The following is a 25,382-nucleotide window of genomic DNA, read 5'->3' on the forward strand; positions in this document are numbered from 1 at the left end:
TTTATGATTCGATTCGCTTCATGTTTGCGATTTTCCGGCGTTTCCCGGGCTTCTGCCGGCCAGAATCGCCCGCTCCGCCGCCTGTGCGGCCAAAAACAGCAGCACGCCCATGAGCGACAGCAGCAGCACGCCGGAAAACACGGCTTCCCCCCGAAGCATGTTGGAGGCCCGTTTCGTGTACATGCCGAGCCCCGCCTCGCCGCCGAGCCATTCGCCGAGCGTCGCGCCGCCGACGCTGATCGTCGCCGCCATTTTCAGGCCCGTGAGAAACCCCGGCAGCGCGGACGGAAGCTTCCATTTCATAAACAAGTCGCGCTTGCCCGCTCCCATCGTCCGCATCAGCTCGCCGATTTCCGGGTCGGCCGAGCGGAACCCGTCCGCCGTATTGACCGCGATCGGGAAAAAGGTGAACAAAATGACGACCGCCACCTTGCTCCAGACGTCGTAGCCGAACCACATGACCATAATCGGCGACAGGGCGATGATCGGGACGGTTTGGGACGCGACGATGAGCGGGTAAAGCGTTTTTTTCGCCACTTTCGAGCTTTCGATCCATACCGCCGAAATCGTGCCGAACAGGATCGACCATCCGAGGCCGAGCAGCGCTTCTCCGAGCGTGACCGCGAAATGGGCGCCGAGCAGCCGGCGATTTTCCCATGCGGACGCGAGGACGTCCGACAGCCGCGGGATGATGTAATGGGGGACGCCGAACAACGGCGGCCCGATTTCCCACAAGGCGGCGAGCAGCAGCGCGAACAGCGCGACCGGCGCTGCCGAAGCGAGCTTGCGCATTATCGCTCGCCCCCCTTCCTGCCGCCCGTTCCAACCGCGGCGCCCGCGCCCGTGCCGAGCAGCGACAGCACCCGGCGCTTCAGTCCGATGAACGCCTCGTCCATGACGGCGTCGTACGAGCGGGGGCGGGGCAATCCGACCTCGACCTGCGCCAGCGCGGTAATCGGAGCCTTCGCCGCAACCAGCACCCGGTCGGACAATAGCAGCGCTTCGTCCACGTCATGCGTAATGAACAGCACCGTTTTCCGGTCGCGTTCCCAAACCTGAAGCAGCCATTCCTGCATGGCGACCCGTGTCATCGCGTCGAGCGCGCTGAACGGCTCGTCCAGCAAAAGCGGCTCCCCGCCGCCGAGCATCGCGCGCAAAAACGACACTCGCTGGCGCATTCCGCCGGACAGCTCGTGCACCCGCCTGCTTTCGGTCCCCTCCAGCCCGAACGCCGGCAGCAGCTCGAGCGCTCTCCGCCTGGCTTCCCGCTTGGGCGCGCCCTGCAGCTCCAGGCCGAGCGCGGCGTTGTCCAGCACCGACCGCCACGGCATTAAGCCATCTCGCTGCGGCATATAGCCGACCCGGCCGAGCCGTCCAAGCGAGGCGTTCCTTGAAGCTGCGGCGTTCCCGAAAGCGGCGCTTCCGGCTCGAACGTTCCCGGATCGGGCGCTCCCGGTTCTGCCGCTATCGGCTTCGGGACGTTCGATTCCGCCTCTGCCTGCACTCGCGCCGCCCAGGACGATCGCGCCCGCATGCGGCTCCAGCAAACCCGCGATCAGCCGAAACAGCGTCGTTTTGCCCATTCCGCTCGGCATGACGAAGGAGACGAACTCGCCCTCCCGCACCTCGAAATCCAGCCCCTCGAACAGAGGCGGCGCCCCGGCAAAGCCGTAGGTCAGCCCGCGCACGGTCAAGGCGGCGCTCATACCGGCCACACCTCCTGCCGATACGCCATGTCCCAAAACAAATACTCGAACTTCGACGTCACGACGAACCGCTCCGTCAGCACCTCTAGTTCCCGCTCCGGCAGCCCTTCGGCGAGCCGGTCGATCAGGCCGATGCACCAATCGGCCAGTTCGCCGAATTCCGCGGAGCCGTACATAAGTATCCATTCGCGATAAAGCGGATGGTCCAGCGCGCCGGGCGCCGCGGCGAACGCGCGGCCGATCTCGCGGTAGCTCCACATGCAGGGCAGCAGCGCGGCCGTCAGCTCCGCCAGCGACCCCTGGGCCGCCGCGTCCAGCATGTACTTCGTATAGGCGATCGTCGTCGGCGTCGGCACCGTCGCCTCCAGCTCTTCCCTGGAAATGCCGAACCGCTCGGCGTATCGGCGGTGGAGCTCCATTTCCACGTTCAGGGTCGAATGGAACAGCTCCGCGAATTTCGCCATCGTCCCGACGTCCCGCGCTTTGGCGCCTCCGAGGGCGAACATTTTGGCATAATCGATCAAATAGACGTAATCCTGCTTCAAATAGAACATAAAGCGCTTCGGGTCGAGCGTGCCGTCCCTCATCTCCGTCAGGAACGGGTGCTGGTGGCTCGACTCCCAGATCGGCCTCGCGGCCTCGTACAGGCGCTTGCTAAAGGGGAAGGGGTTACTCGGCATCGGCGCCGCACCTCCCCTCCGGCGATGGCCGCTTCGGCCGATTGCACCAGTCCGCGATAAATCCGATCATCACTTTCGCGTAATCGACCAGTTCGCGAAGCGCCACGCTTTCGTTTACCGCATGCGCGTGTTCCAGCCTTCCCGGACCGTAAATGACGGTCGGGATGCCCGCCCGGCCCAGCCAGCCCGCGTCGGTAACGCTCGGACTCATGCCGGTTTCGGGCGGCGCTCCGAGCGTCTTCGCGTGGCCGGCAACGAGCGCGCGGTAACCGGGATGCGCCGGGTCCGGCTCCAGCGACGGAAAAATTTCGCCGCGCTCCTCGAGCATCGATCTTCCGCCCCAGCGGAAGACCGGGGGGTGCCGGCGAAGCCAAGGGTCCGCCTCGGCCGCGCGGAGCAGAAATTGCTCGACCTCCGCCGCGACCGCCTCATGGTCCTCGCCGGGATAAAAATGGACCGTGATCCAGAGAGCGCACCGGTCCGCGATAAAGGCGGCGTTGCGTCCGCCTTCGATGACCGCCGGATTGATCGTGCTCGCGCCCGCCGGGAATCCGGGATAACGTTTCGTGACGGCCCAGTGGCGCTCCAGTTCCTGAAGCGCGCCGATCAGCTTCGCCATTTTCTCGATCGCGCTCGCTCCGAACTCGCCTCCCCCCGCATGAATAAGCCGTCTTCGCATGCCGTCGTGCCAGGTGACCGGACTTTCCACCGTCACCCAGCCGGTGATGACGCCGCCTTGGCCCTGAACGGCCATGCCGCTCGTATCGGCCACGACCGCAAAATCCGCCCGGCACCCGCGTTCCGCGCAAGCTCGCGTGCCCGCTTCCCCGGCTTCTTCGCCGATTACAGACTGAAACAGCAGGTCGCCCTTGAGCTCGACGCCGGCCTCCGCCAGCAGCCTGACCGCGAACAGCAGCGCGGCCAGCCCTCCCTTCATATCGGCGCATCCCCTGCCGTACGCTCGACCGTCCTCGAGAACGAGCCGGAACGGGTCGTGCCGCCATTCGCGATCGTCCCCGACCTCGGCCACGTCGACGTGGCCGTTCAGCAGCAGGCTCATGTACGCGCCGCTCTCCGTGCCCCGCCTTAGCGCCGTCACGTTCGGGTCGCCGGGATAGACGTCCCACAGCTCCGTTTCGAAGCCGCAAGCCTCGAGCTGCCCCGCGATAAACCGCTGGGCCTCCTCCGTATTGCGCGCCGGAGGGCTGACGGTCGGAAACGCGACCAGCCGCTCGAGCAGCCCGAACAACTCGTCCTGCCGTTTTTCCGCTTCTTGCTGCAGCTTTTCGATGATTTTTTCGAGAGAATTGCGGGCCGGATCCGGGATCGGATGCGGAGTGCTAGCCCGAATAGAATCTTGATTCCGGGTACGAGTCTGGATGGGACCCCGGGTGTTATTCCGGATGGGATTCCGGGCGAAACCCGGGTTCGAATTCCGGACGGAATTCGGAATGGAATGTCGGATGATCACGTTCGATTGCGCTCCCCTTTCGGAGCTGGCCGCAGAGCCGGACAACAAAAAAACCATTCGAGAAATACACGAATGGTTAAGATTCGATACATTCTCTACGCCAGCATTACCTGGTTCAGATTAAACGGTCAGGAACATAACGGTTCCAATCTCAGCCGGACTACATCCAGCCCCCGCAGTCATATGAAATTAAAAACAATATAGCTTAAACGGCGGAATTTGGCAAGCATCGAGAATCTTCCGGATCGCTGCCGAGTATTCCGCGGGCAAATCGGGTAAACTGAAAATGTCGAACAATAATGATTGTTCGACATTTTTCTGCGTCTTTATACCTATTGATCAGCATTATATCCTACTTTGAGCTTCAAGACAATGCTTGCCCTAACATATTCTGCATGCTTTCGGCTACAAAATCCGGGGCGGTTTTTTTCATTAGCTCTACCGTATGTAAATATCTTTGCGTTGTATTGATTTGCGCATGGCCGAGCGTATGCTGAACCTGCTGAAGAGAAGCGCCGTTCAGCAGCGCAAGCGTCGCGTTCGTATGGCGAAGCCAGTGCGGCGTCACCCTCTTCTGAATTCCGCATTCCCGGCACGCTTTCCTTATGATCCGTTCCACTTGCCGGCCGGAGATCGGGAACACGCGCCGACTGTCGGCGGCCGCGTTCCGACAGAATTTCATGCGCTTCCGAACGAACATATCGTTATGCAGCTTCCAAAGCGAATCCGGCACCTTCACCCGCCTGCTTTTCCCTCCTTTCCCGTTGACGACGGTCAACCAGACGTTCGTTTCCGCCGGATCCGTCATAAAATCTTCCCATCGGATCTGGATCAGCTCCGACACGCGCAGTCCCAGAATCACCATATACAGCGTCATGATCCATCCCCTGACGTCCTTTTCCCGCAAATGCTGCAGCAGGCTTGTCAGTTCCCGTCGCGTCAAAAAATGATGGCCGCTCGTCACCTGGACTTTGGGCAAACGGATTCCGGACGCCGGGTTGAAAGCGAACAACGCGATGTTGGGAGAGCTCCCCCATTTGTAGAAAGCGCGAATAGGGGCGAGCAAACTTGCGACGGTCGAAGGCGACAGTTGCTTGCGAACCGCCGTTTCGGGCAGCAGCGACGCTTTATAGCGCTCCAGATCGTACCAGGTGACTTCTCCCAGCCTCTTGTCGCCGATAAAGGACCGGAATCGGGAAAGCGCCCGTCCGTAATTTCGGACGGTATTCGGGCGGTCGTATCTGGCAAGAAAACTTTGAATCACTTGCTCTTCGCTAAGTCCGGGCACTTGTTCCGGAATCTCGTGTCCCTTTGCTTCCACACTCACCGTTAACGGCCTCCTTTCGCCTTCGAACAATCATTATTGTTCGACATCCCCCGCTCGAACTTCGCAAATGCCGATCTGAGAACAGGAAGTGATCGTCTTCGTGAGAAACATGCTTAACACGGGCCTCTTGACGTTGGGCCGACAATTTGATTCCGTCACCTTCTCGCACAGCTTGCGGGTAGGCATGCTGGCGCACGCGATGGCCGAGGAACTGGACATGCCGGCGCAAGACCGGCACCGGTTTACGCTCGCGTGCTGTTTTCACGACGTCGGCAAGCTGCTCGTTCCGCAAGCGATTTTGTCCAAGCCGTTTGCGCTGGACGAGGCAGAGCGCGCGATGCTCCAGGCCCATCCCGTGCTTGGAATCCGGCTCGTCCGCAAACTCGGCTGGCGCGACCGACGGATGATCGACACCGTTCGGTCCCACCACGAACGATGGGACGGCGGCGGTTACCCCGACGGGCTGGCCGGCGAGCGCATTCCCCAGTGGGCGCGAATGTGCGCGGTGGCCGACGCTTTCGACGCGATGGTTCAGCCCCGCTCCTACAACCGGGTCAGATCGATCCGGGAAGCCCGGGAGGAGCTGTATCGGCAGCAAAGCGTGCATTTTGACGGTACCTATGTAGATTTATTCCTGAAAATTCCGGAGCCCGCGATTCATCGCATTCAAAACCTGAACTAAATTCCAGCACAAGGCAGGGTCTCGTCCATGAAACAAACGGCGACACATACCGCTCTTCCCGGCCAAACGTTGGCCAAATCGGTCGTGAACAAAGACGGAATGGTGATCTTGAGCGCGGGAACGGAGCTTACCGAGCAGTACATCCGCCGGCTGAAAAAGCTCGGCATTTCGGACATTTTCGTCCGCCGGGAGGAGGCCGCTCCCCCGGCATCGGGCCGTTCGCCCGAGCCTTACCCGCAACCGTTTGCCCGCAGGCAAAGCATGGAGGCTTCCGGAATGGCCGTGAAAAAAACGATGAACGATCTGAAGGAAAATCAATCGGTTCAAAAGCGGTTGTCCGTCCCGTCGCTTGGTTATCGTTTTTCCGGTCTTTATCGGAAGCTGCTTGACGAGGCAGCAGGGCATCCCTATATCATGAGCCAGCTGGTTCGGCTTCACCAGAAGGATCCGTTCTTGTTCGAGCATACGATGCACGTGTCCGTCTTTGCGACGATCGTCGGATTCGCGAACCGTTATTCCGAGCAGCAACTTTACGATCTGTTCGTTTCTTCCCTGCTGTTCGACATCGGCATGCTGAACGTTCCCGACCGGCTGTACAGGAAAGCCGGACGACTGACTGCGGCGGAAAGGGAGCGAATCGAATACCATACGATCGACGGCCATCAGATGCTGGCCGCCCGTTCCGATCTTCCCCGCGCGGCCGCAGCGTGCGCCCTGCAGCATCACGAACGGTTCGACGGTTCCGGATACCCGTTCCGAATCCGGAAAAACGAACTTCACGAGTTCCCGCAAATTATCGGGATCGCCGATCTTTACGACGCGCTCGTCTCCAAGCGCCACTACCGGAATCCCTTTACCCCGGGCGACGCGATTGAATTTTTGTTGGGGTCGGGAGACCGGCTTTTCGATCTTTCGTTCGTGCAATTGTTTGTGCGCCACGTTTCCATCTATCCGCTCGGAAGCCGGGTGCTGCTCAACAGCGGGCAAATAGCGGTCATCGAAGCGGTCGACCCCTCCTTCGTTCAACGCCCCGTTGTCAAAGTCATTCAGGAGCCCGACGGCAAGCCGGCGAAATATCCATACGAAATCGATTTGAAAAGCCGACTGGAAGTCGTCATCGCCGATGTCCTCCCCTAGCTGTTTTGCATTTTCGTATGTTCCGTCAAATCCGGAAGCCAAAATGAAACTTAAAACATGTCTATATTACCTATATTCTTCCCATATAACAACAAAATTTGAGACTTTCGGCCCAATTGCAACCTCTAAATTCGGAGGGACTCCAGAAGCATGCTTAAGCGGCAGCGGGCTGCCTGAACAACTTCTCGAGCCGTCCCGTCCATGCAGGAGGCCTGCTGCATGGGCAGCCTGTGCTGCCATGCCGCTAACGTAAAAAAAGCCGTCCCACCCGGCAGTGTTGCCTGCCGGTGGAACAGCTCTTTTCCGCAAAGTAAATTCGGCGCCCCTGAAACACCTGAAACACCTGCACTAGCACTGTAACAGCACTATACTAACACCTGCAGCGCCAAAAGCAGCATCTACGCCAGCCCCCCGCAGCAGCGCCTGCAAGGAACACTACAAAAACGCCGCCAGAAGCCGGTCGAGCGCTCGGTCCGCGTCGACATCCACGCAGAAGCGGACATTCCGGCCGACGGACGGGGTCCCCCGGCGGTCGGCGACGACCATCCCCGCGGTGTGCTCCCCGCCGCATTCGATCGCCGCCTTCATCGTGCGCATCGTCACGAGGCTCGGATCGACCGCCACGAGCAGCGCGAGCGGATCGTGGACCGGACACGCGCCGATCCAGCGGTCGACCTGTTGATAGAACGCGAAATAATAGCTGAGCGCCGTTTGCAGGTAATCGATTAGCGCTTTGTTTTCCGGCCGCGCGTACCGGGCCAGCCGATCGAGATGGCCGACCGTCAGCTTCGTCTTCGTCGTGACGTCGAGCCCGACGGCCGTCAGGGCGAAATCCGCCGCGAAGACGCGCGCGGCCGCCTCCGGATCGCCGGCGAAATTCGCTTCGCACGCGGGCGTTACGTTGCCGGGCGCGAACACCGTCCCGCCCATCATGACGACCTCTTTGAATTTGCCGCAAATGGACGGATCCTTCTCCAGCGCCAGCGCCAGATTCGTCAGTCTCCCCAGCGTCACGAGCGTCAGCTCGCCCGGGCATTCATTGGCCTTGCGCACGATGAAATCCGCCGCCGATTCCGCCAGCTCCCGCTGCCCGGAAGCCGGAAGCTCGGCGTCGCCGATGCCGTTGCGCCCGTGCACCTCCACGACCGCTCCGTCCCATTTCCGGCTGAGCGGTCCGGCCGCCCCGGCGGCGACGGGCACTTCATAGCCCGGAGCCGCAAGCCGAATAAGCCGAAGCGTATTGTCCGTCGCCTGCTTCACGTCCGTGTTCCCGAAGCCGGTCGTAATCCCTTCGACGCGAATGTCCTTCGATTTGAGCGCATGCAAAATCGCGATCGAATCGTCGATGCCGGTATCGGCATCGATCAGCAAACGCGTTACATCCCTCATGGCGCAAACGCCTCCTTTTCGCAAATGGTCAACGACGGCGCCGCGAAGGTTTCAATCATAGCCCAAGTTCGGGCGTCCCCTCCGCGATGCGTGCCGTCTCTTCCTTTTCGAGCAGCGCCCCTTGCAGCTTCAGCTGCTCCAACCGGTAAAACGTCTCCAGCACGACCTTGATTTCCTTGTCCCACGCTTCGACGAGCTTGTCGTTCGTCGACTCGTAAATGACCTCGCCGGTCACGAGATTGCCGGATACGCCGCAGATGCACGCCGCGCGCAGCTTGCGCAAATGCGCGATCGTGAACAGCGCGGACGCCTCCATCTCGATGTTTTGCACGCCGAGCTTGCTCAGCTTCTCGATCCATTCCCGCGTTTCGCCGTAGAAGGCGTCGTCCGTCGCGCTGATGCCGACGTGCACCTTGTAGTCGAACTCCGCGCTCAGCTCGCGCGCCGTCCGGATGAGCAGATCGTTCAGCTCGTAATCGGGCACGGCCGGGAAGACGTCGGGCACGTAAAAACGCGACGTGCCTTCGTTTTTCATCGCGCCCGTCGTCACGAGCAGGTCCCCGATCGCGATTCCCGGCTGAACGGCCGCCGAGCTCCCGATGCGCACGAACGTTTTGCCCCCGATGTTGGCGAGCTCCTCCACGGCGATGGCGGTCGACGGACAGCCCATGCCGGTGGATGTTACCGAAATTTTAACCCCTTTATAAAAACCTGTAAACGTGCGGTGCTCGCGGTTATTCGCCACAAGCTCCGCGTCGTCCAAATATTTGGCGACCATGTCGCTGCGGGCCGGATCGCCCGGGAGCATGACGTATTCGCCGATATCGCCGGGCGACAGCTTGATGTGATACTGCTTCCGGCCGAGCGTCGTTTCCGCTTTGTCCAAAATGTTCGACACCTTCGATTCCTCGCTTTCAATGCAGTTTGGTAAAATGCTTCCCGACGGCGGCCGGGGCTTTTGCGTTTTTGTACGTGAAAATGAGGACGATCAGCGTAGCGACGTACGGAATCGATTCGATGACCTGCGACGGAACGCTGAAGCCCTGCATGCTGATTTGCAGCGCCATGACATAGCCGAAAAACAGCGAGGCGAGCAGCGAGCCGATCGGCGACCAGCGCCCGAAGACAAGCACCGCAAGCGCGATATAGCCGCGGCCGGCCGACATGTTTTTGGTAAACACGTTCAGCATGCCGATCGACAAATACGCTCCGGCCAGCCCCACCAGCGCGCAGCCGACGATAACCCCGAGGTATTTGTAACGCATGACCGGAACGCCCAGCGATTCGGCGGCGGCCGGATTTTCCCCGACGGAGCGGAACCGCAGCCCGATTTTCGTATGGCGCAAAAAGAAGTGAACCGCGGCCGCGATGCCGAAACCGATCAGCGTCAGGTAGCTCATATTGTGAAAAACCGGTCCTATAATCGGCACGCCGTCCAACCGATCGCCGAGCGTCCCGATCGACTCGACCGTCGGCGACTGGCCTTTGTTGCCGAAAATCATTTCGAGCAGAAACACGGTCAGGCTCGTGGCCAAAATGTTGATCGCGACGCCGCTGATGACATGGTCGGAACGAAACGCGATGCTGACGACGGCATGCAGCGCTCCGAGCAGCAGCCCCGTGGCGACGGAAGCGAGCACGCCGATCCACGGATTGTGCGTGTAATAGGTCGCCAGCACGGCGACGAACGCGCCGGACAGCATGATGCCCTCAAGCCCGACGTTGACGACGCCGACGCGCTCGTTCAGCAAGCCCCCGATCGCCGCGATAAACAGCGGCGTCGCAATGGACAGCGTGAGCACCAAAATATTCGCCGACAAAAAGCTATCCAAGCGCGCGACCCCCTTTCCTGCGCAGCGCGAGCTTTCCGAGGAATTGCGCCGAGGCGATGACGACGATGATGAGCGCCTGCAAAATCGGGCCGAATTCCCGCGGGACGTCGACCATCAGCGACATGGAGGAGGCCCCGTTTTCCAAAATGCCGAACAGCAGCGCGGCCGGAAGGACGCCGAGCGGATGATTGCGGCCGAGCAGCGCGACGGCGATGACGGTAAAGCCGTAGCCGTTCGAAAAGCTTTGCATGAAACGCTGGTAGACGCCGAGCGTCCGCTCCGCTCCCATCAGGCCCGCCAGCGCCCCGCTGGCCATGATCGAGATCAGCAGCACTTTATTGCTGTCGATGCCGGCAAATCGCGCGGCGATGCCGTTTATGCCGTTTACCCGGAGGCTGTACCCCCACGGCGTCCGGTACAGAAACACGTAGAGGAGCACGGCGCAGGCAACCGCGACGAAAAGGCCCGCGTTCAGCTTCGACGGCGGATTTAAAAAGGCGAGCGCCGCCGATTCGTCGATTTTCGGCGTTTGCGCGACCGCGCCCGGCTCCAGAAACCAGTGTACGGTCAAATAGCCGGTCAACGCATACGCGACGTAGTTCATCATGACCGTGGAAATGACTTCGTTGACGCCGACCCGGACTTTGAGTAGTCCCGGCGCGACCGTCCACAGCATTCCCCCCAGCATCCCCGCCAACACGCACAGCGTCACATGGACAAAAGCCGGCAGGCCGTGAAAGCTGAAGCCGACGATCGCCGCCGCAAGCGCCCCGACGTACATCTGGCCTTCGATGCCGATGTTGAACAGCCCCGCCTTGGAGGCCAGGGCGAAAGCCAGGCCTCCGATGATATAGGGGGTCGCGCGCTCCAGCGTATCCGACATGGCGGACGCGTCGCCGAGCGCCCCTTGGAACAAAGCTTTGTACGCTTCCCAGGGATTGACGCCGATCGCCGCGATGATCGCCGCCCCGAGCAGCAGGGCGATCGCCACGGCGACGACCGACGGAATCGTCTCCCGCAGCAGCTTGCCCGGCCAATGTTTACCCATGGGCGCGTCCCTCCTTTTCGTTGTCTGCGGATATGCCCGCCATCATCAAGCCGATCTGCTCCTTCGTGAAGTCGGAGGGCTTGCCGACGCCGATCAGCCGGCCGCCGCACAGCACGCCGATCCGATCGGACAGGGACAGCACTTCCTCGAGCTCCTGGGAGACGAGCAGCACGGCCGCGCCGCGCTTTCGCTGCCGCAGCAGGTTTTCGTAAATGTACTCGATCGAGCCGATATCGACGCCGCGCGTCGGCTGCACGGCGACGATCAGCTTCGGCTGCGTGACGAGCTCGCGCCCGATGATGAGCTTCTGCTGATTGCCGCCCGACAGGCTCGTCATTCGCGCCTCGTCCGAAGGCGTTTTGACCCGATAGCCCTCGACGATGCCGCGCGTCCATTCCCGAATGCGTCCGGCCGATAAAAACATCCCTTTGCGCAGCAGGCGGCTGCGATGATAGCCCAAATAGGCGTTGTCGCGAACCGAAAATTCGGTGATGAGTCCCTCCTTCAGCCGATCCGACGCGATGAAGCCGATCGACAAGCGCCGGAAATCGGTCGGCAGCCGGTTGGTCCGCTCTACCCCATCCAGCATCAACTGGCCGCCCGTCATTTTCCGAATCCCCAAAATGCCTTCGACCAGCGCTTCCTGCCCGTTGCCCGCAATGCCGATAATGCCGAAAATTTCGCCTTCCCGGATCGTAAGCGAAACCCCGTCGACACCTTGCTCGAACGCCTTCGTCCTTACCGTCATCTCCCGCAGTTCGAGGATCGGCTTGCCCGCATCCGCTTCCGGCTCTTTCGCCGCTTCAAGCAGCACGTCTCTTCCGACCATGCTGGAAGCGAGGCTTCGTTCGTCGACTTCGTCGATATTCCATGTCCCGACGGAGCGGCCGTCGCGGATGACGGTGACCCGGTCCGCGACTTCCAGCACCTCTTTCAGTTTGTGGGAGATAAAGACGACCGAGCAGCCGTCGCGCTTCAAATCGCGCATGATGGCGAATAAACTCTCGGTTTCCTGCGGGGTCAGAACGGCGGTAGGCTCGTCCAGCACGATGATGCGCGCCCGCTTGTACAAAATTTTGACGATTTCGATGCGCTGCTGCACGCCGACGGAAAGCTTCGACACCTCGGCATTCAAATCCAGATCGAGGCGATAGCTGCGGCAGATGTCCCGCACAGCCTCCCGGCCCTGTTTCTTTTTCAAGCGCAGCAAAGCCTGCGGCTCGGCGCCGAGCAAAATGTTTTCCAGCGCGGTAAACGCTTCGACAAGCATGAAATGCTGGTGCAAAATGCCGACGCCTTTGTCGATCGCTTCCTTGGCCGAACCGAATTCGACCTTTTTGCCGTACAGCCGGATTTCTCCCTCGTCGGGCCGGAGCAGCCCGCCGAGCTGCTTCACCAGCGTCGATTTGCCGGCGCCGTTCTCGCCGCAAATCGCATGAATTTCCCCCTGCCCGACGGTTATGTCGATGCCGTCGTTCGCTTTGACGCTGCCGAAATGCTTTTTCAACCCTTGAATCGCCAAGGCGTGGTTCATCGTTCCCCGACTCCTTCAGCTTATTGCGCCGTGATGTCGATGACTTCGATCTCTCCGGTCATGATGTTTTGCTGGATTTCGCTAAGCTTGCCGATGTTCTCGGAGCCGATGATGTTCTTCGTATACTTCATCTCGGTAAGGCCGATGCCGTTGTTGCTCAGACCGTATTCCTGCAGGCCGGCTTCGAAATGGCCGCCGACGAAACGGCTGATCGTGTCGTAAACGGCGGTATCCACGCGCTTGAGCATCGAGGTGAGGACAAGGCCTTGGGCCATGTCGTCCTGGTCGGAGTTGATGCCGAACGCGTATTTGTTCTGCTCTTTCGCCGCTTCGAACAGTCCGGTTCCGGAGCCGCCCGCGACCGGATAAATGATGTCGACGTTTTGCGAGTACATGCTGAGCGCGATGTTTTTCATTTTGCCGGGGTCGTTGAACGCGCTGTTGTCCGAGCCGATCGGCTGGTTCAGCACTTCGATGTCCGGATTGACGTATTTGGCGCCTTGCTCGTACGCGGCCGTAAACCGATTCAGGAACGGAACGTCCATCGCCGGAATCGTGCCGATCTTGTTCGTTTCCGTCATCATGGCGGCGAGCGCGCCGACGAGGAACGAGCCTTCATGCTCTTTGAACATCAGAGAGCGAACATTCGGCAGATCGACCGCCGCGTCGATAACGGCGAATTTTTTGTCCGGATATTCGTTTGCCACCGCCGTCAGCGGCTCGACCATATCGAAGCCGACGGCGAAAATCAGTTCGTTGCCGGCCTTCGCGAGATCGCGCAGCAGCCCTTCCGCCGCCGCCAGATCGCCCGGCTCGACGACCTTCAGGTCGATGCCGAAATCCGTGGCCGCGCTTTGTGCGCCTTCGTTCGCCAAATCGTTGAACGATTTGTCCCCGAGACCGGCCGTGCCCGTCAGCAATCCGACCTTGACGGGCTCGCCGCCGCTGCCCGGGCTCGACGGACTCGCCGAGGCGGACGGGCCGGCGCCGCCGCTCGCTTCGGAAGAAGCGCCCGAGCCGGCGTTGCCGTTCGAACCGCAAGCCGCAAGAGAAAAAGCCATCGCCAAAATCAACAGAGTATTCACAATTTTCAGTTTTAATTTCATGGGGAAAGTCCTCCTTCTGGTCTGCATGTTTTTTTTTAACGGATTAATTTTTGAACGGCTTGTAATAATTCACGCCGGAATGCCTGGCCGCAACCTCCACCATGCGGGCGGCGGCGCTTTGCGCGGCGGCGGCGAGCCGGCGTTCGTCGATGTTGACGAGCTTTCCGTCCTTGACGACGACTTTTCCTCCGACGACGGTCGTGTCGACGTTTTGCCCGATTCCGGTTACGACCGGCAAAGCGGTGTCGTCGAACAGCGCCCCCGCGAAGTCCAGCCGGCCGGAGTCGATCATGAACAAATCCGCGGCCTTGCCGACTTCGAGCGAGCCGATCGCGTCTTCCCAACCCAGCACCCTCGACGATCCCACCGTTCCGAGCCATAGGCTTTGTTCCGCGGTCGGACCGTTATTGCCGGAGTTCAGCTTGTGCAGCAGATAGGCTTGCCGGACCTCGCCCAGCAAATTCGAGGAATCGTTGGAGGCGGAGCCGTCCACTCCGAGCCCGACGTTCACGCCGGCTTTCAGCATGTCCATCAGCGGAAAAACGCCGGACGACAGCTTCATGTTGCTGCTCGGACAATGCGCGACGCCGCAGCCGCACAAGCCCATGCGGTGAATTTCGTCCCGATCGAAATGGATGCCGTGCGCATACCAGACGTCGCTTCCCGTCCAGCCGGTTTTCTCCATGTATTCCAGCGGACGGAGCCCTTTGCTTTGCAGGCAAAATTGTTCTTCGTCCTTCGTCTCGGCCAGATGGGTGTGCAGCCGGACGCCGTAGCTTCGGGCGAGCGCCGCCGATTCCCGCAGCAGATCCTCGGACACCGAAAACGGCGAGCACGGCGCGACCCCGACGCGCAGCATCGAAAACTTCGAGGCGTCGTGATACGTCTCGATCACGCGCTGCGTGTCTTTCAGAATGACGTCCATCTTCTGGGTCACTTCGTCGGGCGGCAGGCCTCCCTGCGATTTTCCCAAATCCATGGAGCCCCTTGTCGGGAAAAACCGGATGCCCAGCTCCCCCGCCGCGCGAATTTCCTCGTCGATCAGTTCGCCGGTTATCGCGTTCGGAAAGCAGTAAAAATGATCGGAAGCGGTCGTGCAACCGGTTTTCAGCAGCTCGCCGAGGCCGACCATGGCGCTCAGGTAGACATCCTCCGGACGCATGTGGCGCCAGATGTCGTACAGCGTGATCAGCCAGTCGAACAGCTCGACGTCCTGCGCCCGCGGGATATTGCGCGTAAACGTCTGGTAGAGGTGATGATGCGTGTTGACGAGGCCCGGGTATACGATTTTCCCCGTCGCGTCGATCACCGTATCCGCATCCTCGTAAGGAATGTCCCGGCCGATCGCCTTGATTTCCTGACCGTCCGCGAACAGGCTTCCTCCCGGGTGGGTGCTGCGTTCCGCATCCATCGTAATGATGTTGCGCGCGTTTTTGATGAGTAGAGTCGCCATTTCCATCTCCTTGTGGATTTCGGTTCCGTTCTGCAAAAAGCCCTTTTTCGCGATACGTTTCCTTACATAAGCACCCCGCTCCTTTGATTCCGTTGCCCGCGAGCGTCGGAGCGAAAACGCCCGAGTCGCCAAAAACGGACAACAAAAAAACCTAGCCGCGAGCGCAACGTCCACATTCCAGGACATTGCGTTCGTAGTTAGGTTTTTACGGATCCTAGTAGAGCCCCCGAACCGATTATCAGGGTTATACGAACTGCTTATTCAATTGTGTTGAATTTAGTTGTAGTATAAGCAACCCGAAAATCAATGTCAACAATGTTCACGCACAAAATGTCGAAGGGAAAGAATTTTCTGAGATTTCCCCTTATTATGTAAGGTTTATGATATGTGTTATTTGTGGTTTTTTTCTAATTTTTCAACCTCTCGATGAGCGCGATGCGGCGGAACCCGAGGGAGCTTGGTGTTGTCCGAAGGGACTTCGGTGTTGTCCGACAGGGCTTCGTTGGATTTTGTCCAATCAAAACCGGCAATTTCGCGAAACGCTCGGTCTTCGTTGGATTTTGTCCAACCGAGCAGGGCCATTTCGTCCGTTTCAGCCGATATGCCCGTTCCTCGTTGGATAAAATCCACTCTAGATCCGCTTTTCCTCGTTTTTCGTTCCGCCCGTTGGATAAAATCCAACATAAGACTCCTCGTGCACAGGCTTCCCTCTGCCCATCGGTCACTGTGCAGGATTTCCCGCCGCCCTTGGCTTCCCGCCGCGAATTTCCCGCCATAATCGCCTGCCCGACGCGAATTCCTCCCGGCGGGAAAAGTTTGCCCGGGCCCGGAAGGATTGACGGTCGGAGAGGCGTCCGCGGGACATGCCGGTTACTCGAACCTCCTCTTCAGCCACCGCATCGCCAGGTCGACCCACGGCTGAACGGCGGGATTGATATGGGCGCTTCCGCCCGCCGAGGTTTCGTCGGCGAGTGCGAGTCCATGCACGCCGCTTTCGAACACGTGCAGCTCGAACGGCACCTTGTGCCGGCTCATCGCCGCGGCGAAATTCAGCGCGTTCGAAACGTACACGAGCCCGTCGTCCGCCGTATGCCAAATGAAAGCGGGCGGCGTCCGCTCCGACACGTGCAGCGCCGGGCTCCAGCGATCCAGCAATCGTTCGTCCGGCACGGACGTTCCGAACGAGGCGAGGCCGGCGAGCTCCCACACGCTTTTCGTCGTCTCGTCCGCCTCGTTCATCCCGGAGAGCAGCGCCGGGTAATCCGTTAGCGGGTAGCCGAGAACGAGCACGTTCGGCCGCCAGCGCGAGGCGTCCCCGCCGAATTTTTCCCGCAAAAAGGACTCGTGCCAGTAGACGCCGAGGCTCGCCGCCAAATGGCCTCCCGCCGAAAATCCGCAGACGGCGATCCGGTCCGCGTCGACGAGCCATTCGTCGGCCCGTTCCTTGATCGTCAGGATGGCCTTGACGAGATCGAACAACGGCTGCGGCAGCGCCGAACGGGGATTGCCCTGCGGCAGCTCGGCGAAATCGCTTATCCTTTTGTTGAAATAAGTCGTATAGCGAAGGACGAACGCATGGTAGCCCTGGGCGGCGAACCGCAGCGCGACCGGCTCCGCTTCGCGGTCGGACGTGCGCAAGTAGGCGCCCCCGGGACAGATGACAACGGCCGGCCGCTTTCGGTCCGCCTGGAATTCCGGCGAGTTGTTCAGGACATAAGCATGCAATTGCACGTAGTCCGCGTCGTCCCATAGCGATATTTTTTCGATGATCATGCGGCGCACCTCCGGTTTGTTCCCGCCGTTTCGGCGTTTTTGCCCCTATCTATTGTAATCCTCTCGGACGGCTTGCGCCAACGGCGCGGACGGGCATCCGCGAACGATGCGAACGTCTCGGCCTTGAACGGAGGTGCGGTCCCGACCTTCCCGGATCGCGGTCGAAAGGCTGAAAACGGCGTTTCCGGGGGATCGGATTCTTATCCGCCGCGAAGGCTTCGAGCCTTGACGGCTTTTTGCTTCATCGCCCGGACGATGCGCTTCGATTCCGCGTCGACCCGGTTGGACTCGACGATTTTTTGCAGCGCCTTGTTGTAGGTGAAGTCGTCCAGCTCCCCGGCTTCCAGGCAGCTCATCGTCAACTCGGGAAACTTCGCATAGCATTCCGCCAGCGCCCAGGCCACCGCCATTCTCGCGTAGTAGCCCTCGTGGCGGATATGGGCGAGCCGCTGCAGCACGTCGCCGATATGGCGTTCGTCAACGAAGTAATCGAGCAGCATCACGACGCCGAAGCGGATTTCGAATTCCCGATCGGACCGCAAATACGGCTGCAAAAACTCCCATACGCGAGGCTTGTTCGCGCCCGCGAACTTTAACCCGACGCAAAAGCTGTCGCATATGGACCAGTTGTCGATTTTCGGAACAAAATCGGCCACCAGCCGAAGCCGCTCCTCGACGCCGGTTTTCGCATAGCCGATGACCATGCCTTGCAGCATCGTTTCCTCGAAATAGTCGTTGTCCGCGGAGGCGAGATACGACCGCCAATCCCCTTTGGCGATCGCCTTGGCCAGCTTGCGCAGCTCGGGCAGCCGCACGCCCAGCACGTTCCCGATATTCGGGATGAGCGACGCCGAAAAGGTTCGGTAGTTTTCGTCCGCCAGCTCCAGCAGCCGCTCCCGGATCGTCGTTTTCACAGCTTCAGCTCCTCGACCGGTCTTTTCGACTACTATACCTTATTTTTCCGAAAAAAATAAGGACATCCCGCTTTGCGGCGCAAGATGTCCCGGATTGCCTGCCTGCATCGTCCCCCGTTCCCGGCTTCCGCCCTCAAACGAGCGAATACACCCAATAATAAAACTCGTTCCAGGCCCGCGTCTCGCCGGCCTGAACATATTCCAGGCGAACGGCGATTTCGCTTTTCCCCTGCGTATAGGCGCCGGGAATTTCGAACTCGTCCTCCAGCCAGCGCTTGTACGGGTTGCGGTCGGCGTAATACCAGCTTCTCTCCTTGACGAGAACGCCGTCTATGTAAACGTTGGCTTTCTGCCTGCCCGTGATTTGGTCGGACCTTCGGCGCAGCCGGACCCCCTTGTTCTCCGGCGCGATCGAAGCGACGAATTCGCTCCAGCCTTCGACCTCGTGCCCCGTGTCCGAGACAAGCCGATCGTCGTCGTCCCCCTCGTAGCTCGATTCCAGCACGTAGTAGCCGCGGCTTCCCGCCGAGCGGTAGCCGTGGATTCCCTCGGACGCTTTGTTGCCGATGTCGACCTCGTCCGTGAGCGCCATGCCGGGCTCGTCGACCCCGTAATAAAACAGCGCGCCGGAATGCCGGATGTATTGATTGTTGAATTCCCCCGATTCGATTCCGAATCTCAGGCCGGTCCGGAACGGGTACCAGTCCCCGCTGCACAGCCTGACCATCGACCACGGATTGTCCGGAAGCCCGTCATACCCGCTCGACGGATTCATCTCCGGAGGCGTCGGAAACCCCCACCCGTAACAAATCCAGCTTTCCGAGCCGTCGCTCTCGACCTGCGGCGTCGCGATTCCGTCGATATGGACGCGCACGTCGCCCTCGCAGCTGATCTGGCCCGGCCGCCGGGCAAAGGCGGTAATTTGACCCGCGACAAGATGGCCCCTTCCGGCGATGTCGCCGATGATGCTGTCGGACCCGGAGGTCGCCCGCGAAGCATAATAAGGAGTCGAACGAAAATAACCGGCGCTGCCTTCGGGGTAGAGTCCGCCTTGTTCCGAAGCGACCGTCGTTTCCCAACCGGCGAACGAGGCGGAAGTCTCCCCTTTGTTGACCAGCTCGATGCGGGCGCTTCTCCAGTACGGCATCGGGAAAATGTTGTAATACCCGCCGTCCGGCTTCCGGCCGTGCGACAACAGACCGATCGCGTGCATCCCGAGCTCGTTCCCGAAAAAAACGCCGAGCGGACATTCGATATCGGGCGTCGGATGGCCGTCCCAGGTCGCCCGGATCCACACGTTTTGCGGGTCGAACGGCTGCCCCGCATCCGGCTCCGCAAGGACGGAAACGACGCTGCCCGCCCCCAGCTCGTCCAGTACGGTTGCGGATTGCCCGGGCGCAACAACCAGCTCCCGGCGGACGATCGCCTTCGACTCGACGGGCGGCTTCGGATCCGAGCCTACGCGGTTCCACATCCCGAGCAAGCGCTCGTAGCTTTCCCGGCCGGTAAACGTCGCGATTCCGTCGGGCGTGCTGTAACTATGATAGACGACATGCCCCCAGCCGCCGTCGCCTTTGGCCGCCCCTTTCAACCGTAAATCGGACGTAATCTTGCACGATTTCCGGAACGGCATCGGGACGAAGCTGCGCACGACGCGGATCGGTCCTCTGCCGTTGTCGTCCGGCCCGAGGTAAGCGTCGGCGAGGGGCCTGACGAACGGAAACTTTTCGCCGAATTCCGAATGCCGGATTTGAAACCGGGGGGTCTCCTCGTCGTCGAAGTAGAAGCGGAACGTCGGCTCCTCGCTTTCCGGATATCGATGCTGTACGAAATTGTAAATGCAGCCCGGCCCGTCGACGTCGAAAATGACCCATTCGTCGCGGTCCCGGTACAGCCACCAGTCCCAGTCCGCGTTAAATCCCTGCTTGTCGATGCTTCCTTCGTACCGGACCTGAACGCCGTCGCGCAGCAGCGGCAGCAAATCGAAGCGCTCCATGTTCGCCAGCCCTTTGGGCGGATACTCCGGATTGGAAATCGGATTGGATACGGACACCCGGCAACCCTCCAGCTTCACGTTTTATCGTAGATTTGTTTTTCTTTTTTATCGTTTATTATTATATATTATCGATTTGGAGGGGTGTCAATCCATTTATAAAAACAATTAATCAAGAAATGACTAAGCCTATTTGCCGTTCCGGCAAAATTCGAAGCATAAGAAACCTTTTTCGATCAAACAAATCGTGTTGCCGCCTTTGCCGTTCAGGAAATCGATCGCTTTCGTCACGCTGGGCACGGCAGGGTTCCCATAGTCATGCCAGCAGATGATGCCGCCTTTCCGGATTGCCTTGCGGGCCAGCTCCGTGTCCTGAAGGACGCCGGTTTTCGAATGGTCGCCGTCGATATAAATCAAATCGGCGACCGGCAGCTCCGCCGGCGTCACGTCCCGCGATCCGTTGGGCTTTACGATCAGGCGGACGCGAGGGTCGTTTTTGACCAGCTCGCCGGGCTGCTTCGGAACCTCGCTCTGCTGGACCGGCAGCGCGGTGCGGTGGCTCGGCGCGACGTCGATGCCGACATAGTTTTGGATCCACGGGCTGTTGTCGAGAAGGCATTTTGCCGTCTCTCCCCGCTGGATGCCGATCTCGATGACGGTTTTCGGAAAGAAGGTTCGCGAAAAAGCCAGCAGCGGCTCGACGTCCGTTCCCGTATACAGCGGGGGTTTTCCGGAAAAAGCGCCGCTCCCGAACATGCCGAAAAAGGTTTTTCTATGAATAACGTTCAATCGGACTCCTCCTCGATAGCTAGGATAGGACTTCCGATAGTTTATGCGCGCCGCCGCCTCAACGACTAAACTTGTCCCCGCATGGCCGTCCAAATAATTAAAAAAGGCCCGAAGCGCGAAGCGGCTGCAGACCCCGTTGCCCCGTCAATGCCGCCTTCGCGTTTCAAACCTATTTTTGCTGCAGCGCCCTGAATGCGGCGGGAGAAACGCCCTCGATTCGCCGAAACTGCCGGCTGAAATATTTCGGATCCGCATATCCGCAGGCGAACGCGATGTCCTGCACGCAGTCCCGGCTTTCTGCGAGCAGACGACGGGCTTTGTTCATGCACAAAAGCGTCAAATACATATTCGGCGTATACCCGTATTGCCTTTTGAACTGCCGCCGAATTTGCGGCTCGCTTAGCGGTATTTCCCGCATGGCTTCGAGCAGCACGTCTCTCCTGACGTCCGACTCTTCGACAGATTTCATCAGCAGATTCGCGAGCTCCGCCATTTCCCCGTTCTCCTCCGGAACGGCCTCCGCCCGCGCAAACCGGCCATCCGTCGCCTCGGCATAAGCGGTCCGGCCCTCCTCGACGTCCCGGATGAGGCGCAGCAGCAATTGGCAAAGCGCGACTTGGAGCTGCAATTGCCGGTATTTTTCCCGCGATTGAAAGAGCTTAACGATGTCGTCGACCAGCTCGGCGATTTCCTCGCTTACCGAACGAAAGACGACCGCACGCGGAAGCCAGATCGACCCCCGCCTGTAAAGCGCCGCGCTTCCGCTTTGCAGCTCGCCGGCCGGCCGATCGAGCGAAGCCGGCTCCAGCAGATCGTGCTCCCAATCGAAATGAATCGCCTTGTGGGCTTCGAACGGACCGGACAGCTTATGAACGGTGCCGGGAGGAATGAGCAGAAGGTCTCCCGCCCGGTAGGGAACCGAAGACGAACCGATCGCGAGCGAACCGGCGCCCTGCTCGATCCAGACGAATTCATGGTCGAATATGATGCGCGGTACCATGTTGACTGCCTGCACCATGTGATGGGCGTAACGGATATAGGGCCGGATCGTATTTCGCTGCAGAAGCTGCATAAACCGAAGCATGCCCTTTCCTCCGATGCGTTGGTTCCTTATCCATTATCCATTCGCGCAACCGATGCCGAACTCCTCCATCAGCCCGTAAGGGATGAAATCGTAGGCATCCGAATCGGGCTCGCGGCGCATCGGCGCTTTTTTCCAAAAGCCGGGCCATGCCGTGTTTCTCGGCCGGCTCGGATCCAGATGCGGACTGAGCAGGTTTTTAAAGCTGCCGCAGACGCGGATGGCGATTTCGTTCTCCCCGGGCAGGGTGTGCCCGGTAACGTCCGGATCGGCGTCATGGCCGGCTCCGAGCAGGCCGACCACGGAACCGTTCACCCATACGGACGCCGCCGTTCCCGCCCATTCGGGCACTTCGAGCAAAATCCGCTTCGATGGATCGTCGCGGACGAACGTTTTCGAATACCGGAACGCCCCCCCGTAGAACGGGTACCCTTGATCCGTCCACGCCCCGGGGAGAAGCTTCGCGGCCGGCCGGCCGATCGTCCAGACGCCGTTCCGCGGATAAACGCCGAACGTTCCACGCAAATAGACGGCTTCGACTTCAAGAAGAACGGAGAAAACGTCGGCCGTCAGCGTCACGCGGTTGTCGCCCTCCCGCACGAAAGACGAAATATCGGCTTCTCCGAGATGATGGTCGAGCCAGGAAGAGCCACCGCGCTTCCACGGGACGGGCCGGCCGTTGACAACCAACCGGTAGCGCTCGGCGCGCTCCGCGAACAGGGAAAGGCTTGCCGGGACGGCGCCTTCCTCGATCCGGAACGAGTAGCTCGCCTCGAATCCGCTGTCCGGACCGAAATCGTCTCTGTCCAACACTCTCCGCTTGTATTGAACCGCATTGTCCCAAGGGTTGCCGCCGAACCCACGATGCTCATAAACGCATCGTCCCGCCAAAAGCGTATGAATCCCCTTGTACTCGCGGGTGCCGACGGAAAGGTCGCAATAAAACAGCGGCAGCACGTTGTCCTCCTCGGGAACGACCTTGAGCCCGGAGGCTGCGAGGGCCGCGTTTGCCGCAACCGCGGAGGTTGCCGGTTGCGCGGAGTCCCGGCCAACCCGCGCGAAACCCGTTCCCGCGTCGCAGCCGGCGTTCGCGATCGCGCCGGAAGTGCCGATGCCGGCGGCGGCTCGGTCCGCCGCCGCGTTCCCGCTGCTCCTCTCCTCCGGTTTCCGTTCGAAAACCCGGTACAGAACCGAACCGAAAGCCGGCAGCTCGACTTCGATCCGGATCATGCCGTCTCGGACCGTACCCTCGACCGGGTGCACGCTGCCGTCCCAAACCTTCCAGAGCTCGACGCTTTCTCCGGCCAGCAGCAGGCCGGAAGCGACCCGCTCGTCACGGGGATTGGCGATGAAGTAAAGCGACGACCCGTCTTCAAGTATCCTTCGCAAATGAACGACGCCGGAAGGAACGCGGTCCGGATCGGTCCAGACGAACCGGAAGCCGATCCGCTTGCGGATTTCGGACGTCAGCTCCTCGCGGTTCACGCCGATCCAGTTCGGATGCCGCGAGAGGCGGAAAGCCTCCCGGTCCGGCAGTCCGTCCGCGCACGACGGACCTTGCGGACGAAGGGACAAGACGATGCCGCCGCTGTCCATATACCGGCGCACGAGGGAGACGGTCGAGCCCAGCATATGATCCATTTCTTCCGGTACGACGACAAGCGCGTAGTCTCTCTCGGCTACCGTCAGCTTGCCGTCCGCGGCGCTTCCGTGACGCTCCAGGATGAACTCGTCCCCGAAGTCGCAATCGATTCCCCTGTCGCACATCCATTCGACTAATCGTTGATAGCCTGCCGGATCCAGCGGCTGCGGTTCGTCGGGTTTTCCCTGTTTCCCCAAAAACGCGGTCGTCGTCGGATGCAGGAGAAGCACGCGATTGCGCGTTTCTCCTGCCGACAAGGCCAGGGACAAGCGCGCCTGGTAGTCCGCCATGGCCGCGTATTCGTCCCACCAAGGCTGCCGCCAGTCGAACGACAGGGGATGATCGCGTTTCCGGGCACCGACGATCGTCGAGCAGGTCATATGCGGGTTGATAAAATTGATGCCGTGCGCCATCAACCAATCGCCGATCCGCTTGAAGTCTCCGAAATCGGCCTCCCAGCCGCCGGCCCCGTAAGCCTCGCACAGCACGCGCGCCCTGCCGAACTGGTTGGCGGCGCTGTGCGCTTCCCGAATGGTCAACGTCAGCAGCCGTTCCTTGTCGGTTCGCTCGCCGGACGGCGAGGCCCCGTTTTTCAACAGCATCGTCGTCAGCATGTCGATCGCGGGCCAGTGCATGTATTCGTACATCGACATGACGGCGGGGGAAGCCATCGACCCCCACGGATACGGCCATTGATGCTCCATGTAATGGCCCGTAAAAGCGATGCCGCGCGCCTCGCACCATTCGGACAGGGGCTTTGCGAAATTTTCAGCCCAAAGCTCGCGCATCGTCCGGTAGTAGTCGAACCTCGCCTTGCAGGCCGGGCGCTCCAGCAGATCGCCTTCGATATCGTAAAAAAGCGCGGGCAAATAGGGACGCGGGTCGTAGCCGTTGCGCCGTTCGAATTGGCTGGAGAACCAGTACGAGAACGGGAGCGACAGCTCGCCCGCGCCATAAACGGCGCCCGTGCAAACGGCGGGTTCGTCGGTGAAAACAGCCGGGATCGTCGTGCCGAAACGGTCTCCGAAGCGGCGGAAGTAGGGCTCGTAGGTCGTCTCCAGAAACATTTGCGTCGTTTCGGGCCGCATGAGATCGGGATAAGCGTACCCTCCCATCCAGGAGGACGTTTCCGGCGATTTCAACTCGAAAAGAAGAAAACGCTCGCCAAATTGCTCCCATCGCTCCAGTTCGACATGCGTGACATCGTGCAGCAAACGCTTTTTCTCTCCTGCGTCCTCGTAGGCGTAAGCCTGGATCGGGCGTCCGGGACGGAGCATAAAAACCGAATCGGTTTCGAGCGCGTCCAGGACGTGATCAAGCCCGACGTCTTTGGCCGTCACGGCTTGGGCGAGGCAATCGGGCAATTCCTTCGATACGTGCCCCCCGCAAAACCGGAGGGATAGGAATTCTCGTCGTAAATGTAGAGCTTCATGCCGAGCTCTTCTGCGATGCCCATCGCTTCTCCCCAGAGCCGAAACCAGTCCTCCGACAAATATTCGGTGACGAGCCCCGGACGCGGGTGCACGAAAGCGCCGCCGAATCCGTGCGTTTTCAGCTCCGTCAAATGCTCGCGCATCCGCTCTGCGTCCATGTCGTCATTCCACGCCCATAAGGGCGCCGTTCGGTATTCGGAAGGCGGATTGCGAAACGTTTCTGCGGTCAGCTTCATTTCCTGGCCTCCATGCGACTGGGATTTAATTACCCTTCCAGTATAGATGCAGCCGCGCGCCGACCGGGAGAAGGAAACCGCCACCGAAGGTGGACATTTTGGACTTTTGAAATCGGGGGTGGACAGCTTTGCCTGCAGCAAGCCGATGTTGTTCGG

At 60.3% G+C, this 25,382-nt stretch carries 22 protein-coding genes and 2 riboswitches; of the genes, 2 read left to right on the top strand and 20 right to left on the bottom strand.

Annotated features, from left to right (window positions below; all coding sequences use genetic code 11):
• Positions 1-18 precede the first annotated feature (18 nt).
• The 5 genes from JW799_RS25895 to JW799_RS25915 all read right to left on the bottom strand — a co-directional run bounded on the left by JW799_RS25895 (position 19) and on the right by JW799_RS25915 (position 5,184).
• Complete coding sequence (locus JW799_RS25895; RefSeq protein ID WP_240353406.1) at positions 19-792, bottom strand: ABC transporter permease; 774 nt, start codon at positions 790-792, stop codon at positions 19-21.
• On the bottom strand, positions 792-1,706 hold the full coding sequence (locus JW799_RS25900; protein WP_205432373.1) for an ABC transporter ATP-binding protein: 915 nt from the start codon (positions 1,704-1,706) through the stop codon (positions 792-794). The genes JW799_RS25895 and JW799_RS25900 overlap by 1 nt, the downstream gene beginning before the upstream one ends.
• On the bottom strand, positions 1,703-2,386 hold the full coding sequence (gene tenA, locus JW799_RS25905; protein ID WP_080838018.1) for a thiaminase II: 684 nt from the start codon (positions 2,384-2,386) through the stop codon (positions 1,703-1,705). The genes JW799_RS25900 and tenA overlap by 4 nt, the downstream gene beginning before the upstream one ends.
• Complete coding sequence (locus tag JW799_RS25910; protein WP_176220948.1) at positions 2,376-3,680, bottom strand: acetylornithine deacetylase; 1,305 nt, start codon at positions 3,678-3,680, stop codon at positions 2,376-2,378. The genes tenA and JW799_RS25910 overlap by 11 nt, the downstream gene beginning before the upstream one ends.
• A 252-nt stretch (positions 3,681-3,932) precedes the next feature.
• Positions 3,933-4,044, bottom strand: a riboswitch (TPP riboswitch).
• A gap of 177 nt (positions 4,045-4,221) precedes the next feature.
• On the bottom strand, positions 4,222-5,184 hold the full coding sequence (locus JW799_RS25915) for a tyrosine-type recombinase/integrase (protein ID WP_338026329.1): 963 nt from the start codon (positions 5,182-5,184) through the stop codon (positions 4,222-4,224).
• A gap of 109 nt (positions 5,185-5,293) precedes the next feature.
• Between JW799_RS25915 and JW799_RS25920 the strand changes: the two genes are divergently transcribed.
• Positions 5,294-5,866, top strand: a complete 573-nt coding sequence (locus JW799_RS25920) for an HD-GYP domain-containing protein (RefSeq protein WP_240353856.1) — start codon at positions 5,294-5,296, stop codon at positions 5,864-5,866.
• 27 nt (positions 5,867-5,893) lie between these two features.
• Positions 5,894-7,003: an HD-GYP domain-containing protein gene (locus JW799_RS25925; RefSeq protein ID WP_205432374.1), complete on the top strand. Its 1,110-nt coding sequence runs from the start codon at positions 5,894-5,896 to the stop codon at positions 7,001-7,003.
• A gap of 435 nt (positions 7,004-7,438) precedes the next feature.
• On the opposite strand, the gene JW799_RS25930 is transcribed toward JW799_RS25925, so the two are convergent.
• The 15 genes from JW799_RS25930 to JW799_RS26000 form a co-directional block, all read right to left on the bottom strand.
• The gene (locus tag JW799_RS25930) at positions 7,439-8,392 is read right to left on the bottom strand and encodes a nucleoside hydrolase (RefSeq protein WP_080838009.1); all 954 of its coding nucleotides are present in this window, start codon (positions 8,390-8,392) and stop codon (positions 7,439-7,441) included.
• 55 nt (positions 8,393-8,447) lie between these two features.
• Positions 8,448-9,290 (bottom strand): phosphorylase family protein, encoded by an 843-nt coding sequence (locus JW799_RS25935; RefSeq protein WP_205432376.1) that lies wholly within the window; start codon positions 9,288-9,290, stop codon positions 8,448-8,450.
• Between the two features lie 16 nt (positions 9,291-9,306).
• Positions 9,307-10,224, bottom strand: a complete 918-nt coding sequence (locus JW799_RS25940; protein ID WP_205432378.1) for an ABC transporter permease — start codon at positions 10,222-10,224, stop codon at positions 9,307-9,309.
• Positions 10,217-11,272, bottom strand: coding sequence for an ABC transporter permease (locus tag JW799_RS25945; protein WP_205432380.1), 1,056 nt, complete (start codon positions 11,270-11,272; stop codon positions 10,217-10,219). Before JW799_RS25945 ends, JW799_RS25940 begins: the two co-directional genes overlap by 8 nt.
• The gene (locus tag JW799_RS25950; RefSeq protein ID WP_205432383.1) at positions 11,265-12,806 is read right to left on the bottom strand and encodes an ABC transporter ATP-binding protein; all 1,542 of its coding nucleotides are present in this window, start codon (positions 12,804-12,806) and stop codon (positions 11,265-11,267) included. Before JW799_RS25950 ends, JW799_RS25945 begins: the two co-directional genes overlap by 8 nt.
• 20 nt (positions 12,807-12,826) lie before the next feature.
• A complete protein-coding gene (locus JW799_RS25955; RefSeq protein ID WP_205432385.1) occupies positions 12,827-13,912 on the bottom strand; it encodes a BMP family lipoprotein in 1,086 nt (361 codons plus the stop codon).
• Positions 13,913-13,955: 43 nt separating this feature from the next.
• Positions 13,956-15,365, bottom strand: a complete 1,410-nt coding sequence (locus tag JW799_RS25960) for an 8-oxoguanine deaminase (RefSeq protein ID WP_205432387.1) — start codon at positions 15,363-15,365, stop codon at positions 13,956-13,958.
• A 174-nt stretch (positions 15,366-15,539) separates the two neighbouring features.
• Positions 15,540-15,637: riboswitch (purine riboswitch) on the bottom strand.
• A gap of 118 nt (positions 15,638-15,755) precedes the next feature.
• On the bottom strand, positions 15,756-16,049 hold the full coding sequence (locus JW799_RS25965; RefSeq protein ID WP_205432389.1) for a hypothetical protein: 294 nt from the start codon (positions 16,047-16,049) through the stop codon (positions 15,756-15,758).
• A 186-nt stretch (positions 16,050-16,235) separates the two neighbouring features.
• Positions 16,236-17,138: an alpha/beta hydrolase gene (locus tag JW799_RS25970; protein WP_205432391.1), complete on the bottom strand. Its 903-nt coding sequence runs from the start codon at positions 17,136-17,138 to the stop codon at positions 16,236-16,238.
• A 200-nt stretch (positions 17,139-17,338) separates the two neighbouring features.
• Positions 17,339-18,052 (bottom strand): DNA alkylation repair protein, encoded by a 714-nt coding sequence (locus tag JW799_RS25975; RefSeq protein ID WP_205432393.1) that lies wholly within the window; start codon positions 18,050-18,052, stop codon positions 17,339-17,341.
• 133 nt (positions 18,053-18,185) lie between these two features.
• Positions 18,186-20,105: a DUF2961 domain-containing protein gene (locus JW799_RS25980; protein WP_205432395.1), complete on the bottom strand. Its 1,920-nt coding sequence runs from the start codon at positions 20,103-20,105 to the stop codon at positions 18,186-18,188.
• Between the two features lie 129 nt (positions 20,106-20,234).
• Positions 20,235-20,834: a class I SAM-dependent methyltransferase gene (locus JW799_RS25985; RefSeq protein WP_205432398.1), complete on the bottom strand. Its 600-nt coding sequence runs from the start codon at positions 20,832-20,834 to the stop codon at positions 20,235-20,237.
• A 169-nt stretch (positions 20,835-21,003) separates the two neighbouring features.
• Positions 21,004-21,918, bottom strand: coding sequence for a helix-turn-helix domain-containing protein (locus JW799_RS25990; RefSeq protein WP_205432400.1), 915 nt, complete (start codon positions 21,916-21,918; stop codon positions 21,004-21,006).
• A gap of 33 nt (positions 21,919-21,951) precedes the next feature.
• On the bottom strand, positions 21,952-24,921 hold the full coding sequence (locus JW799_RS25995) for a glycosyl hydrolase (protein WP_205432401.1): 2,970 nt from the start codon (positions 24,919-24,921) through the stop codon (positions 21,952-21,954).
• Complete coding sequence (locus JW799_RS26000) at positions 24,894-25,226, bottom strand: hypothetical protein (RefSeq protein ID WP_205432402.1); 333 nt, start codon at positions 25,224-25,226, stop codon at positions 24,894-24,896. Before JW799_RS26000 ends, JW799_RS25995 begins: the two co-directional genes overlap by 28 nt.
• Between the last annotated feature and the right edge of the window lie 156 nt (positions 25,227-25,382).

It is taken from the genome of Cohnella algarum (assembly GCF_016937515.1).
GTDB lineage: Bacteria > Bacillota > Bacilli > Paenibacillales > Paenibacillaceae > Cohnella > Cohnella algarum.